The organism is Microbispora sp. NPDC046973, assembly GCF_040644495.1.
GTDB lineage: Bacteria > Actinomycetota > Actinomycetes > Streptosporangiales > Streptosporangiaceae > Microbispora.
The window spans coordinates 306,158-321,297 of sequence record NZ_JBEYWQ010000007.1; the positions used below are offsets into that span (position 1 = coordinate 306,158).

The following is a 15,140-nucleotide window of genomic DNA, read 5'->3' on the forward strand; positions in this document are numbered from 1 at the left end:
GCGAACCCCGAGGCCGGTGCTACTCGCCGGTCTCCCCGCCGGAGCCGGGCTCCTTGGGCTCTTCCAGCGCGGACAGGTCGAACTCGGCCTCGCCCTTCACGAACGACTCGGGGTTGTCCAGGTCGTCCGCGGTGGGCATCAGGTCGGGGTGGCCCCAGACGGCGTCCCTGCCCTCGATCCCGCGCTCGTCGCCCAGGGCCTTCCACAGGGCGGCCGCCTCACGCAGCCGTCTCGGACGCAGCTCCAGGCCCACCAGCGTGGCGAAGGTCCGCTCGGCCGGGCCGCCCGTGGCACGGCGGCGCCGTACGGTCTCGGCCAGCGCCGCGGCGGACGGGAGCTTGCCCTCGGCGGCGGCGTCGACCACCGTGGCCACCCAGCCCTCGACCAGCGCGAGCGCGGTCTCCAGCCGGGTGAGCGCGGCCTTCTGCCGCTCGGTCTCCTCGGGCTTGAGCAGCTCGCCGCCGCCCAGGACCTCCTGGATCCGCTCGGGGTCGCTGAGGTCGAGCCCCTGGAGCTTGTCCTGCAGGGCGGACACGTCCACCGTGATGCCCTGGGCATACTCCTCGACCGCGCCGAGCAGGTGCGCCCGCAGCCACGGGACGTGCTGGAAGAGCCGGTGGTGCGCCGCCTCGCGCAGCGCGAGGTAGAGGCGGATCTCGTCCGAGGGCGTCTCCAGGCCGCTGCTGAAGGCGGCGACGCCTCCGGGCAGCAGGGCGGCGGTGTCGGACAGGGGAAGGCCGATGTCGGAGGAGCCGACCACCTCGCGGGCGAGCGAGCCGAGGGCCTGGCCGATCTGCTGGCCGACCATCATGCTGCCCATCTGCTTGAGCATGCCCATGAGCGGCCCGGCCATGGCCTGCGCCTCGGGCGGCAGGCCCGCCCCGCCGAGCGTGCCGCCCATCGTCTCCACCATCTGGGCGGCGACGGGATCGCACAGCTGCTTCCAGACCGGGATCGTCTTCTCGATCCACTCCGACCGGCTCCAGGCCTGCGGGGTCGTCACGCCGCTCGGCAGCGTGGTCACCTCGTTGAGCCACAGGTCGGCCAGGTTGAGGGCCTCGACGATCTGACGCCGCTCGCCCTCCATGACGCTCGGATCGCCCTCGGCGACCACGGCGTGCCGTGCGATGTTCTTCGCCATGTCCCAGTTGACGGGCCCGGCCTCCGGTGAGGCGGACAGCATGTCGGCGAACTGCCGCATGGCCGCGGCGATCTGCTCCGGGCTGCCGAACATGGCGAACGGATTGTCGTTGGGGTCGTTTTCGCGACCTGGCAGGTCAGTCACCGCGCCACCTCGTGCAGGATGGAGGAGTCCACATCCGCCACGTTATCCGCCGTGGGGCGGATCAGTGCAAAGTGAGGACCTCGTGCCTACCTCGAAACGCCTGCGTCCCCCCGTCGTCGCCGTCACCGGCGCCGCCTCCGGTCTCGGCCGGGCGTTCCTCGCGAAGGTGGCCTCGTCTGCGGATTTCCGCCGCGTGGTGGCCATCGACGAGCAGCGCGGCGACGTCCCGGACGTCACCTGGCGGGTCCTCGACATTCGTGATCCGCTCTTGGCGAACCGGATCTCCGATGTGGACGTCCTGGTGCATCTCGGCACGGACGAGTCGCTCGACACCGATCCCGCCGAGCGCCGCCGCTACAACCTGCGCGCCGCCCAGACCGTGCTCACGGCCTGCGCCGCGGCCCGGGTGCGGCGGGTCGTGCTGGTGACGAGCGCGATGGTGTACGGCGCCGCCGCGGACAACCCGGTGCCCCTGCCCGAGGACGCCCCGGTCGCGGCCGAGCCCGACACCGGGCTGGTGGGCGACCACCTGGAGATCGAGGCCCTGGTGCGGCGGTCGCTGCGGGCGCATCCCGGCCTGGAGGTGACCGTGCTGCGACCCGCCGCCCTGGTCGGGCCGGGCGTCGACACCGTCATCACGCGCCACTTCGAGGCGCCGCGGCTGCTCGTGGTGAAGGGCTGCCTGCCGCGCTGGCAGTTCTGCCACGTCGACGACCTGGTGTCCGCGCTGGAGGCCGCCGCCCTGGGCAGGGTCGGCGGGGTCGTGGCGGTCGGCTCCGAGGGCTGGCTGGAGATGGAGCAGGTGGAGGAGATCTCCGGCCTGAAGCGGTTCGAACTGCCGGCGGGCGTGACGTTCGGCACCGCGCAGCGGCTGCACCGGCTCGGCATCACGCCGACCGCCGCGACCGACCTGCACTACGTGGTCTATCCCTGGGTGGTCGACGGCGTGGCGCTGCGGGAGGCGGGCTGGAAGCCGGCCTGGACCAACGAGGCCGCCCTGCGGGAACTGCTCGAACTGTGCGAGGGCAGGCACGCGGTCGTCGGCCGCCGCCTGTCGGGCAAGGAGGCCACGATCACCGCCGCGGGCGCGACCGTCGCGGTCATCGGCACGGCCGCGATCGTCCGCGCGGCTCGCCGCAAGCGCCGCACCTGACAGCGCCGCGTCTGACAGGGCCGCATCTGATCCTGCTCAGGCACTACCCTCGGGAACGTGGACGTCATCCGATTGCTGGGCATTCGCGACACCCCGCTGTCCGTGGACGAGGTGCTGGGCGCGGTGGAGGACCACGCCGCCGGGGGCACGGCGGTCTTCGTCGGCACCGTACGCGAGCAGGACGGCGGCAGGCCGGTGACGCTTCTGTCCTACTCGGCGCACCCGTCCGCGCAGGAGCATCTGCGCAGGGTCGCGGAGAAGGTGGCGGCCGATCACCAGGTGACGGCGCTGGCGGCCGTCCACAGGGTGGGCGACCTGCGCCTGGGGGAGATCGCCGTCGTCGTGGCGGCCGCCTGCCCGCACCGCGGCGAGGCGTTCGAGGCCTGCCGCAGGCTGATCGACGACCTCAAGCACGAGGTGCCCATCTGGAAGCACCAGGTGTTCGCCGACGGGGGCACCGAGTGGGTCGGCGCCTGCGAGTAGCGCACCCGGAATGCCCGGAGCCCGGAACGCATAGAGTTCGTCCATGTCCCGACGCGCTCTGACCCTGCTGGTCGCGGGTTTCCTCGCGCTCGCGTTGGCCGTGATCGGCGCCATGCTGCCGGTGCCGTACGTCGTGCTGAGCCCCGGCCCCACCGAGAACACGATCGGTGACGTCAAGGGCAAACCGGTCATCACGATCTCGGGTCACGAGACCTTTCCGACGCAGGGCAGGCTGAGCCTGGTCACCGTCGCCTACCAGGGCGGGCCCGACAACCGCCTCGACCTGCTCACCGCGCTGCGCGGCTGGCTCGACCCGACGGTGGCCGTGGTGCCGGAGGAGACGCTGTTCCCGAAGTCCACCTCGGCCCAGCAGGTCGAGGAGCAGAACACGCAGGAGATGACCGACTCGCAGCAGTCGGCCACCGCCGCCGCGCTCAACGCCCTCAAGATCCCCATCGAGAAGGTGGTCACGGTCGCCGAGACCGACAAGGGGGCGCCCGCCGACGGGAAGCTGAAGCCGGGCGACGAGATCACGGCGGTGGACGGCACGACGGTGGGCGAGCTGGGGTCCGTCGCGGCGTCCGTGCAGAGCCGCAAGCCCGGCCAGCGGGTGATGTTCACGGTCAAGCGCGCCGGCGCCTCCACGCAGGTGCAGGTCGGCACCGTGGCCGGCAAGGACGGCAAGGCCAAGGTCGGCGTCCAGATGCGTTCGGGCTACCGGTTCCCGTTCAAGGTCGACATCAGTGTCGGCGAGGTCGGCGGGCCGAGCGCGGGCCTGATGTTCTCGCTGGGCATCTACGACAAGCTGACGCCGGGGGCGCTCACCGGAGGCATGTCGATCGCGGGCACCGGGACGATCGACCCGGCCGGCCAGGTCGGCCCGATCGGCGGGATCGAGCAGAAGATGGTCGGCGCGCGCCGGGCCGGCGCGACGGTCTTCCTCACGCCCGCAGGCAACTGCGCCGACGCCGTCAAGGCCACGCCCGCCGGGCTGCGCCTGGTGCGGGTCGAGACGCTGGACGGCGCGATCAAGGCGATCGACGCCCTGCGTAATCACTCCGGCGAGGTCCCCGCCTGCCCGGCCGGCTGAGCCGCGCCGCGGGCGCTGGGGCCGTGACCTGCCCGTCTTGCTGTACACGGCGTCCTGATAACGATCAGATCTGTTACCACGACCACGCCGGTCGCGGTGTAGGTTTCCAAGCACGGACCGTTGCCCTCTGACAATCATGGCCCTGCCAATCTGAGACAAGGGGTTGAGCGTTGAGCTTCCGGAGCCCCGGAGCCGGACGGGCGGTGCGCTTGCCCCGACGGCCGCGCCTTCTGATACCCGTGCTGATCGCCGTCGTGGCGATCGTCGTGTTACTGCTGGTCTTCTCGGGGATCTACACCGACTACCTCTGGTACGACTCGGTGCACTTCTCCTCGGTGTTCTCCACGATGCTGCTCACCCAGGTGGTGCTGTTCATCGTGGGCGCCGCCCTGATGATCGCCATCGTGGGCGGCAACATGGTGCTCGCGCACCGCACCCGCCCGATGTTCGGGCCGGGAATGTTCGGAGCGCCGCAGGGCGCCGACCGCTACCGGGTCGCCCTCGACCCGCACCGGCGGCTGGTCTTCCTGGTGGGCATGGGCGTCCTTGCCCTGTTCACGGGCTCGTCCACGGCGGGGCTGTGGGGGACCTGGCTGAAGTTCGTGAACCGCACGCCCTTCAACGAGAAGGACGCGCAGTTCGGCCTCGACCTGTCGTTCTTCGTGTTCACGATTCCGTTCCTGCGGATGCTGCTGAACTTCCTGTTCACTGCCGTGGTGCTGTCGATCATCGCGGCCACGATCGTGCACTACCTTTACGGCGGCTTCCGGATCTCCTCGCCCGGCGGGGTGCACGCCACCCGGGCCGCCCGGGCGCACCTGTCGGTGCTGCTCGGCGTGTTCGTCCTGCTCAAGGCCGCGGCCTACTGGCTCGACAGGTACAGCCTGGTCTTCTCCGACCGCGGCAAGGTCTTCGGCGCGTCGTACACCGACGTGCACGCGGTGCTCCCGGCCAAGGGGATCCTCGCGGTCATCTCCCTCATCTGCGCGCTGATCTTCTTCGCCGGCGTCATCAGGCCGGGCGGGATGTTCCCTGGCGTGGCGTTCGGACTGCTCGTGCTGTCGGCCGTCCTGATCGGCACCGTGTATCCCTCGCTGGTCGAGCAGTTCCAGGTCAAGCCGAACCAGCAGAGCAAGGAGCAGGCGTACATCCAGCGCAACATCGACGCGACTCGAAAAGCCTACGGAGTCGACACGGCGAAGGTCACGGAGTACAGCGCCAAGACCGACACCGACGCCTCCGTGCTGCAGACCGAGGCGTCGGCCATCCCCGGCATGCGCCTGCTCGACCCGAGCCTGCTGTCCCCGACGTTCCAGCAGAAGCAGCAGATCAAGGGGTACTACCAGTTCCCCGAGCAGCTCGACATCGACAGGTATCCCGTCGACGGCAAGCCGCGCGACACGGTGGTGGCGGTCCGCGAGATCGGCCGCCCGCCGGACGGGCAGCGCAACTGGATCAACGACCACCTGGTCTACACGCACGGTTTCGGCTTCGTCGCCGCGCCCGGCAACAAGGTGGACAGCAGCGGCCTGCCGGAGTTCAGCGAGCGCGACATCCCGCCGGTCGGCGACCTCGGCGACTACGAGCCCCGCGTCTATTTCGGCGAGAACTCGCCCGACTACTCGATCGTCGGCGGTCCCAAGTCGGGCAAAAAGATCGAGCTCGACTACCCGCAGCAGGGACAGCCGGGCGCCGACCAGCAGAACAACACCGGCCAGGTCGACAGCACCTACGAGGGCAAGGGCGGCGTCTCGATCGGGAACTTCTTCCGCCGCCTGCTCTACGCGGTGAAGTACGGCGAGACCAACCTCCTGCTGAACTCGAACATCAACTCCGAGTCCCGCATCCTCTACAACCGCGAGCCGGTGGGGCGCATCCAGCAGGTCGCGCCGTTCCTCACGCTTGACCGCGACCCGTACCCGGCCGTGGTGGACGGGCGGATCGTCTGGATCGTGGACGCGTACACGACCTCGGACTCCTACCCCTACTCCGAGCGCAAGAGCCTGGAGTCGCTGACCACCGACGTGCAGTCGAGCCGCCTCGGCGTGCCGCAGGTGCCCAGGGACGAGATCAACTACATCCGCAACTCGGTCAAGGCGACCGTGGACGCCTACGACGGCACGGTGACCCTGTACGCCTGGGACGAGGCCGACCCGGTGCTGAAGACCTGGGAGAAGGCCTTCGGCGGGGTCGTCAAGCCGGCGTCGCAGATCAGCCAGGCGCTGCGCGCCCACCTGCGCTACCCGGCCGACCTGTTCAAGGCCCAGCGGGAGATCCTCACCTCCTACCACGTCACCGACGCCAACGCGTTCTTCGGCGGCCAGGACTTCTGGAAGGTCCCCGAGGACCCGGCGACCGGCAAGAGCAAGCAGCCGCCGTACTACGTGACGATGAAGATGCCGGGCAGCGAGACTGAGCGCTTCTCGCTGACGACCACGTTCGTGCCCAACCAGCGGCAGAACATGGCGGCGTTCATGGCGGTCGACGCGACGGCCGCCACGCCGAACCCGCCACTGGAGATCCTCCAGTTGCCGAGCACGACCGCGATCCAGGGTCCGCCACAGGCGCAGAACCTGTTCGAGTCGAACACCACGGTGTCGACCGAGCTCAACCTGCTGCGTGGCGGCGGCACCGACGTGCTGTACGGCAACCTGCTCACGCTGCCGTTCGGCAACGGCCTGCTGTACGTCGAGCCGGTCTACATCCAGCCGCGCGCCGAGACCTCGGGCAAGTACCCGACCCTCCGCCGGGTGCTCGTCCTGTACGGCGAGAAGGTCGGCTTCGGGCCCACGCTCGGCAACGCGCTGGAGCAGGTGTTCGGCGGCACCGTGGCCACGCCGCCGGAGCAGACGCCCGACCAGATGGCGAACCAGCCACCCGGCCAGGTCACCCCGCCGGAGAACTCCGCGGCGCTGACGTCGGCGCTCGGGCGGGCCCAGCGGGCGTACGACGACTCGCAGAAGGCGCTGTCGGCGGACCCGCCCGACTGGAAGGCGTACGGCGACGCGCAGACCTCGCTGAAGAAGGCGCTGGACGACCTGGCCAAGCTCAAGGGTGGGACGCCCGCTTCGACGGCGTCCCCCGCCCCGAGCGCGAGCGCCAGTCCGAGTGCGAGCGGGAGTCCACCGGCCGGTGCGACGCCCAGCCCCACACCGAGCGGCTGACCCTTCCGGAGCCCCGCGTCCCCACGGGCGCGGGGCTCCGGTTTGCTTTGGGCCCGATGCCGGGATAACCTCGAAGAGCCGACGCGGGGTGGAGCAGCTCGGTAGCTCGCTGGGCTCATAACCCAGAGGTCGCAGGTTCAAATCCTGTCCCCGCTACCAAGAGTCAGAGGCCCGGTCTCCGGAAACGGAGGCCGGGCCTCTGGTCGTTCACCGGTCACCCTGTCGCCGGCGGCTATGATCACGGCCGCCTGCGGGCGGATGCGGCACCGTCGAAACGGCACTGGCGGGGCACCGGCCCCGCCTCCGGCTGGAAGGTGCGAATTCGCCTCACACCGCAAACGATTTGGCACTTGTCTCCGGCGCCCGGTAAGCTTCAAACACACAACGACGCGGGGTGGAGCAGTTCGGTAGCTCGCTGGGCTCATAACCCAGAGGTCGCAGGTTCAAATCCTGTCCCCGCTACCAAGAGTCGAAGGCCCGGCCTCCGGAAACGGAGACCGGGCCTTCGGTCTTCCACGGGTCCGGTCCAGTCCAGTGCGGTCCGACAGGGCACAGCCGTCGGCCTCGGGCGGGAGTAGCGAATGATCACGTTGGATCGCCTGGTCAACGTGCTGGGCGCGTACGGCGTGCGGCTGTGCGGGCGGCCCGAGAGGCGCTCGGCGCGGCTGCGCAGCGTGGCGATACCGGACGCCACCGACGGCCGGGTCGCCGGTGACGTGCTCATGGCCGTGGGCGCCGGGTCGGTGACCGAGGCGGTGCGGTGGGCGGTCGCGGCGCAGGCCACCGTGGTCCTGGTGCGGGCGGGCGCCGAGACCGCGCGCGAGGCGGCCGCGGCCGGCGAGAGCCACGACGTGGCGGTGATGCTGGTCGACCCCGCGGTCTCGTGGAGCCACCTCGTCGGAGTGGTCTACGGACTGGTGCTCGAAGGGCGGGAGACCGAGTCGGGGCGGGGGCCCACCGACCTGTTCGCGCTGGCCGACAGCCTGGCGGACGCCGTCGGCGGCGCCGTGACCATCGAGGACCCGCTCTCGCGGGTGCTCGCGTACTCCCGCTCCCAGCAGGCGGGCGACCCGGCCCGGCTGGAGACGATCCTGGTGCGGCAGGTTCCGGAGCGGCTGAGGGAGATGTTCCGGGCGCGCAGGGTCTTCGCCCGTCTGGCGGCGACGGACGAGCCGATCTTCGTCGAGCCGGACCCGTCACACGGCATGACCGGGCGGATGGTGGTGGCGGTGCGGGCCGGCCGCGAGCTGCTCGGGTCCGTGTGGGTGACGTGCGGCAGCCCCCTGACCGGGACGCGGCACACCGCGCTGGCGAACGGCGCGCGCACCGTCGCGTTGCACCTGCTGCGCTCCCGGGCGAGCGCCGACCTGGAACGGCAGGTGGAGTCCGACCTGGTCGTCCGCCTGCTGGAGGGCACCGCCGACGCGGCGACCGTGGTCAGCCGGCTGGGGCTGGCGGCGCGGGAGATGCGGGTCGTCGCCGTGCGTACGCACACCTCCGAGGAGCCGCACGCCATGCTCCTGCTGGCCTTCGAGCGGGCCACCACCGGTTTCGGCTGGTCCAGGCCCGGAAGGAGCACGCTGCTCGGCGACACGCTCTACACGATCCTCCCCGACGCGGGGGCGGCGGCGGCACGGGAATGGGTGGCCGCACTGGGGGCGGGGCTGCCGCCGCGCGTGCGCGTCGCGGCCGGGATCGGCGCGGCGGCCCCGGCGGCGGAGCTGCCCGCGAGCCGCCGTGAGGCGGAGGAGTGCCTGGCGCTGCACGAGAGGGACACCTCCCACGCCGCGCCCGCCGGCGGGCCGCCGGCGTACGACGAGTCCTGGGACGACATCCTGCTGCACCGGTTGCGCGCCGCGGCGCGCGCCGGCCGCGTCCCCGCACGCGGACCGGTGAGCGCGCTGCGCCGGCACGACGCCCTTAACGACACCCACTACGTCGCGACGTTGCGGGCGTGGCTGGAGGCCCAGGGCGATCTCGTGGTCGCGGCGGAACGGCTCGGCGTGCACGCCAACACGGTCCGCAACCGCCTGCGCAGGATGAGCGAGGTGACCCCGCTGAACCTGGACGACCCGCGCAAGCGCCTCGCCATGGTCATCACTCTGGCTGCCGAGGACGAATAGGAGGTTGTCCGGAACCCACAACAGGAGCGCCGTGATTGTGCGGCCGCTACAACGGTGCGCGGCGCCGCACGGGCGATGCTGACCGGGCAAGCAGTCACCTGGTGTGGAGGTGGGACATGTCCGAGCGCGTCGAGGACTGGCCGCGGTCGGTCGTCGTGGTGGGCGCCGGGATCGTGGGCCTGTCCACCGCGTGGTTCCTGCAGGAACGCGGTGTGGAGGTCACCGTGGTCGACCGCCGGGGAGTGGCGGCCGGCGCGTCCTGGGGCAACGCGGGCTGGATCGCGCCCGGCCTGGCCATCCCGCTGAACGAGCCCTCCGTGCTGAGGTACGGCCTGCGCTCGCTGCTCAACCCGGCCGCGCCGCTGCACGTTCCGGCGACCGTCGATCCGGGGCTCTGGGCGTTCCTGACCCGCTTCGCCGCCAACTGCCGGTGGTCGTCGTGGACCCGGGCCGTGCGCGCCAACCTGCCGCTCAACGACGAGTGCATCGAGGCGTACGAGGTGCTCGCCGCCAACGGCGTGGCCGCCCCCGTCGAGGACGCGCCGATCACCGCCGGGTTCCGGACGCCGCGCCAGGCCCAGGGCCTGCTCCACGAGCTGCGCAGGATGGCCGCGGCCGGGCAGCCGGTCGACCACACCCCGCTGGACGCGCGGCGGCTGGCCGAGGCCGTGCCGCTCGCCTCGCAGGCCCTGACGGCGGGCGTGCGGATCGACGGGCAGCGCTATATCGACCCCGGCCGTTTCGTCCACGCGCTGGGCGAGGCCGTCGTCGCCCGGGGCGCCACGGTCGAGAAGCACGAGGTCGCCGACGTGCGCACCGACGCCAGGAAGGTCGTCGTGGTGGCCCGGGACGGCGCCGTCCTGTCCGCCGACGCGGCGGTGCTGGCCACCGGCGCCTGGCTGTCCCGGCTGGCGGGCCGCTGGGGCGTACGCGTCCCCGTGCGGGCCGGCCGCGGCTACTCGTTCACCGTGCCGGTGGACCACCCCGTCCCCGGCCCGATCTACCTGCCGGACGTGCGGGTGGCGTGCACGCCCTACCAGGGCGGGCTGCGCGTCGCGGGCACGATGGAGTTCCGCGACCCCGACGCTCCGGCCGTCGAGGCCCGGCTGCGGGCGATCATCGCCTCGGCCCGCCCCCTGCTGCGCGGGGTGCGCTGGGAGGACCGCACCGACGTCTGGGTCGGCCCGCGGCCGGTCACTCCGGACGGGCGACCCCTGATCGGCGCGACCGACGCTCCGGGCGTCTACGTGGCCGGCGGGCACGGGATGTGGGGCCTGGCCCACGGGCCGGCCACCGGACGGCTCCTCGCCGAGCAGATCACCACCGGCAAGCAGCCCGCCGCCCTGCGGGAGTTCGACCCGCTGCGCTGATCGCCGCCCTTCCGGCCTTGTCGTGCGGCGACAATAATCGGCCGACAGATGTCGCAGGGTGACATTGAGGCGGGACCGTCCGGTGGTGAAGGCTCCCCGCATGCAGGCCCGCATCACACTGGAGGACGTCGCCGCGCTGGCCCGCGGCTGCGCCGTGCTCGGCACCGGCGGCGGCGGGGACGTCCGCCCCGGCGCCATCGCCGCACGGCGCGCGATACGCGAGCACGGCGAGGTGCCGCTGGTCACCCTGGACGAGCTGCCCGACGACGCCCTCGTCATGCCGCTGTCGGGAATCGGCGCCCCGACCGTCAGCAACGAGATGGTCCACGGCACGGACGAGCCGGTCAGGATCGCGGAGGAGATCGAGCGGATCTTCGGCCGGCCGCCCGCGGCCGTGATGTCCTCGGAGATCGGCGGCGGCAACGGCGTCGCCCCGGTGGCCTGGGCGGCCAGGCTCGGCCTGCCCCTGCTCGACGCCGACGCGATGGGCCGGGCCTTCCCCGAGGTCCAGATGGTCTCGATGTACGTCGCCGGGATCCCGGCCAACCTCGTGGTCATGTCCGACGTCGTCGGCAACGTCGTGACGATCCGGCCGGTCGACGGGCTGTGGTCGGAGCGGATCGCGCGGGCCGTCTGCGTGGCGGCGGGGTCGAGCGCCCTGATGGCCGACTACGTGCTGACCGCGCGCGAGTGCGCGGGCGCGGTGATCGAGGGCACGGTGAGCCGGGCGATGGCGGTCGGCCGGGCGACCGAGGGCGCCGCCGACCCGCTGGCCGCCCTGACCGCGGAACTCGGCGCGGTGCGGCTGATCACCGGCAAGCTCGCCGACCTGGAGCGCAGGACCACCGGCGGGTTCGCCCGGGGCACGGCGGCGATCGAGGGCACCGGCGACGACCGGGGCAGGACGCTGACCCTGGAGATCCAGAACGAGAACCTCGTCGCCGTCGAGGACGGCCGCGTCAGGGCCATGGTGCCCGACCTGATCACGGTGATCGACAGCCAGACGGCGACGGCGATCCAGACCGAGGGGCTGCGGTACGGCCAGCGGGTGACCGTGCTGGCCTGGCCCTGCGACCCCCTGTGGCGTACGCCGAAGGGCCTGGAGACGGCGGGCCCGCGGGCGTTCGGCTACGACATGGACTACCTGCCGGTGGAGAAGATCGCATGAGCGAGCGTAGCGAGCGAATCAGTAAACACGGCGCACTGTACGACGTGCTCGATTGCGCGCCTCCGGCACGACGGCACTCCGAGCCGCAAGGCGAGGAGGTGGCATGAGCACGACGCTGCGGGTCGGCATCGACGTGGGCGGCACCAACACCGACGCGGTGGTGCTGGACGACGACGACCGGGTCCTCGCCACCGCCAAGCGGCCCACCAGCCCCGACGTGACCGAGGGGCTGCGCGCCGCGCTCGACGCGGTCCTCGCCGAGCTGCCCGAGCCCCAGATGGACAAGCGGGTCAAGCGGGTGATGCTCGGCACCACCCACGCGACCAACGCCATCCTGGAGCGGCGCGCGCTCGGCCGGGTGGCCGTGCTGCGGCTCGGCGCCCCGGCGACCACGTCCGTGCCGCCGCTCAGCGAGTGGCCCGACGACCTGCGCGACACCGTCGCGGCGGGAACCGCCATCGTGCGCGGCGGGCACTTCGTGGACGGGCGCGCGATCGCGCCTCTCGACGAGGACGCGGTCAGGAAGTTCGTGGCCACTACGCCCGCCGACGCGGTCGCCGTCGCCGGCGTGTTCAGCCCGGCGAGCGCCGACCAGGAGAACCGGGTCGCCGAGATCATCCGCGCCGAGATCGGCGAGGTGCCGGTGAGCCTCAGCCACGAGATCGGCTCGCTCGGCCTGCTGGAGCGCGAGAACGCGACCGTGCTCAACGCCGCCCTGTACGGCGTGGCCCGCGACGTCACCGCCGCGCTGCGCGAGGCCCTGGACGCCAGGGGCCTGGAGGTCGAGACGTACTTCGCGCAGAACGACGGCACGCTGATGGCCGTCGACTACGCGGCCCGCTACCCGGTGCTGACCATCGGCTCGGGCCCGGCCAACTCGCTGCGCGGCGCGGCCTACCTGTCGGGCGTGACGGACGCGATCGTGGCCGACGTCGGCGGCACCTCGACCGACCTCGGCGTGCTCGTGGGCGGTTTCCCCCGGGAGTCGGCCGCGGCGGTCGAGATCGGCGGGGTCACGACCAACTTCCGGATGCCCGACATCCTGTCCATCGCGCTCGGCGGCGGCACGATCGTCGGGGCGGAGCCGCGGTCGGTGGGCTACCGGATCGGCACGGAGGCGCTCGTCTTCGGCGGCTCCACCCCCACCATGACCGATGCGGCGGTGGCGGCCGGACGGGGAACGGTGGGCACCCGTCCCGTCCTCGAGGAGTGGCGCGAGCGGCTGGCCCGGGCCGTACGGGCGGCCGACGAGGCCGTCGCGGACGCGGTGGACCGCGTGGCGCTGGGTCGTGCCGACCGCCCGCTCGTCGCGGTCGGCGGCGGCGCGTTCCTGCTGGCCGATCGGATACCCGGGGCCCGCGAGGTGATCCGCCCCGCGCACGCGGAGGTGGCCAACGCGGTGGGCGCGGCCATCGCCCTCGCCAGCGGCAGGCTCGAAACGATCGTGCCCGCTTCTGGAGGCGGGAGCTCCAGGGCTAGATTGATCGACAACGCCAAGGAGGAGGCGGCCGCGCGGGCCGTCGCCGCCGGGGCCGACCCCGCAACCGTTCAGATCGTCGAGCTCAGCGAGATCCCTCTCAGCTACCTTCCTGAGCCCGCGGTGCGCCTGCACGTCAAGGCCGCCGGCCCCCTCGCCCGGCAGGCCGGATAGGAAAGGAACTCCCTCACATGCGCTGGCACAAGCGTCTTCTCGCCGCGGGGGCCGTGGCCGCCGTGACCGTCACCGCCGCGGCCTGCTCAGGCGGGCAGGTCCGCGGCGCCGCCGACTCCACCCCGCAGCCCGGCTCGTCGGCGGGCGCGGCCGCAGGAGCGGCCGACAGCACGTTCGTGTACGTCCCCAACCTCGACGTCGTCACCGACTGGGACCCCGCGAGCTCGTATTCCAACGAGAACATCGCGATGGAGAACATCTACGAGTCGCTCACCCGCTACAACCCGCAGACGAAGAAGGCCGAGCCGCGGCTGGCCGCCTCGTGGACGTCCTCCTCCGACGGCAAGAAGTGGACGTTCACGCTGCGCGAGGGCGTGAAGTTCCACACCGGCAAGCCGGTGGACGCCGCCGCGGCCAAGGCCGCGATCGAGCGCACGATGAAGGAGGGGCAGGGCGCGGCCTACATCTGGGGCGCGGTCAAGAAGATCGAGGCCAAGGACGCCACGACGCTGGAGTTCACGCTCAAGTACCCCGCCCCGCTCGACCTGATCGCCTCGGCCGGCTACGCGTCGTACGTCTACGACACCACGGCCGCCTCCGGCGACCTGAAGAAGTGGTTCGGCGAGGGCCACGACGCGGGCTCGGGGCCGTACACGATCGAGAGCTGGCAGAAGGGCAAGGAGACCGAGCTCACGCTCAAGGCGTTCGACGGCTACTGGGGCGGCTGGGACGGCCAGCACTACAAGAAGGTCGCCTACCGGGTCACCCCCGAGCTGACCACCGCCTGGCAGCTGCTGCAGCGCGGCGAGGTGTCGTTCGTCCAGCGGCTCAACTCGCAGCTGTTCGCCCAGGCGGGCAGCACGGACTCGGTGCAGACCTCGCAGACACCGTCGTTCCAGAACCTGCTCGTGCTGTTCAACACGGCCGACGGCCCGCTCAAGGACGTGAAGCTGCGCCAGGCCCTGCAGAAGGCGATCGACTACGACGGCCTCGTGGCGGCGCTGAAGGGCGCGGGCGTGGCCGCCAGCGGCCTGGTTCCCCAGGGCCTGCTCGGCAACGTCCCCGGCATGACCCCCAAGCAGGACCTCGCGGGCGCCGAGGCGCTGCTCAAGGAGGCCGGATACGGCCCCGGCGGCAAGCAGCTCGAACTCACGCTGACCTACGCCCAGGGCGACGCCGACCAGGAGCTGCTGGTCACGCTGCTCTCCTCGGCGCTCGACAAGCTGAACGTGAAGCTGTCGGCCAAGCCGCTGCAGTGGACCACCCAGTGGGACCAGGGCAAGGCGAAGGACCCGTCGAAGCGGCAGGACATCTTCGTCATGTACTGGTTCCCCGACTACGCCGACGCCTACTCGTGGTTCGTCAACGTCTTCCACGGCGAGAAGGACGTGCAGTTCAACCTCTCCTACCTGAAGGACGCGGCGATCGACAAGGAGATCGACGAGCTGCCCGCGCTCACGGCGACCGACAAGGCCGCCGCCGAGAAGGCGTACGCCGACCTTCAGAACAAGATCATCAATGAGCAGGCGGCGGTGGCCGTGCCGTACGTGCAGAACTACCAGCGGGCCTTCGCCAAGTCGGTCCAGGGGTACGTGGACAACCCGGCCTACCCCAACGTGGTGTTCGTCTACGACCTGAAGCCCGGCGCCTGAT

At 71.8% G+C, this 15,140-nt stretch carries 10 protein-coding genes and 2 tRNA genes; 11 read left to right on the forward strand and 1 reads right to left on the reverse strand.

The window, feature by feature from the left end:
* Positions 1–19: 19 nt before the first annotated feature.
* On the reverse strand, positions 20–1,234 hold the full coding sequence (locus ABZ860_RS16960) for a zinc-dependent metalloprotease (RefSeq protein WP_357220795.1): 1,215 nt from the start codon (positions 1,232–1,234) through the stop codon (positions 20–22).
* Positions 1,235–1,367: 133 nt separating this feature from the next.
* Here ABZ860_RS16960 and ABZ860_RS16965 point away from each other — a divergent pair, with 133 nt between their 5' ends.
* From ABZ860_RS16965 to ABZ860_RS17015, 11 genes are all read left to right on the forward strand, one after another.
* Complete coding sequence (locus ABZ860_RS16965) at positions 1,368–2,438, forward strand: NAD-dependent epimerase/dehydratase family protein (RefSeq protein ID WP_357220747.1); 1,071 nt, start codon at positions 1,368–1,370, stop codon at positions 2,436–2,438.
* A 57-nt stretch (positions 2,439–2,495) separates the two neighbouring features.
* A complete protein-coding gene (locus ABZ860_RS16970; RefSeq protein ID WP_357220748.1) occupies positions 2,496–2,921 on the forward strand; it encodes a molybdenum cofactor biosynthesis protein MoaE in 426 nt (141 codons plus the stop codon).
* A gap of 43 nt (positions 2,922–2,964) precedes the next feature.
* Positions 2,965–4,011 carry a PDZ domain-containing protein gene (locus tag ABZ860_RS16975; protein WP_357220749.1) on the forward strand — a complete coding sequence of 349 codons (1,047 nt, stop codon included), beginning with the start codon at positions 2,965–2,967 and terminating at the stop codon, positions 4,009–4,011.
* 239 nt (positions 4,012–4,250) lie between these two features.
* Positions 4,251–7,175, forward strand: a complete 2,925-nt coding sequence (locus tag ABZ860_RS16980; protein WP_357220751.1) for a UPF0182 family protein — start codon at positions 4,251–4,253, stop codon at positions 7,173–7,175.
* Positions 7,176–7,257: 82 nt separating this feature from the next.
* Positions 7,258–7,334: transfer RNA gene (locus tag ABZ860_RS16985), tRNA-Met, on the forward strand.
* Positions 7,335–7,563: 229 nt separating this feature from the next.
* Positions 7,564–7,640: transfer RNA gene (locus ABZ860_RS16990), tRNA-Met, on the forward strand.
* Between the two features lie 116 nt (positions 7,641–7,756).
* Complete coding sequence (locus tag ABZ860_RS16995) at positions 7,757–9,298, forward strand: helix-turn-helix domain-containing protein (RefSeq protein ID WP_357220752.1); 1,542 nt, start codon at positions 7,757–7,759, stop codon at positions 9,296–9,298.
* Between the two features lie 116 nt (positions 9,299–9,414).
* Positions 9,415–10,668: an FAD-dependent oxidoreductase gene (locus tag ABZ860_RS17000; protein ID WP_357220753.1), complete on the forward strand. Its 1,254-nt coding sequence runs from the start codon at positions 9,415–9,417 to the stop codon at positions 10,666–10,668.
* 85 nt (positions 10,669–10,753) lie between these two features.
* Positions 10,754–11,836 (forward strand): DUF917 domain-containing protein, encoded by a 1,083-nt coding sequence (locus ABZ860_RS17005; RefSeq protein WP_357220755.1) that lies wholly within the window; start codon positions 10,754–10,756, stop codon positions 11,834–11,836.
* 103 nt (positions 11,837–11,939) lie between these two features.
* On the forward strand, positions 11,940–13,487 hold the full coding sequence (locus ABZ860_RS17010) for a hydantoinase/oxoprolinase family protein (RefSeq protein WP_357220757.1): 1,548 nt from the start codon (positions 11,940–11,942) through the stop codon (positions 13,485–13,487).
* 17 nt (positions 13,488–13,504) lie between these two features.
* Complete coding sequence (locus tag ABZ860_RS17015; protein WP_357220759.1) at positions 13,505–15,139, forward strand: ABC transporter substrate-binding protein; 1,635 nt, start codon at positions 13,505–13,507, stop codon at positions 15,137–15,139.
* Position 15,140 lies beyond the last annotated feature (1 nt).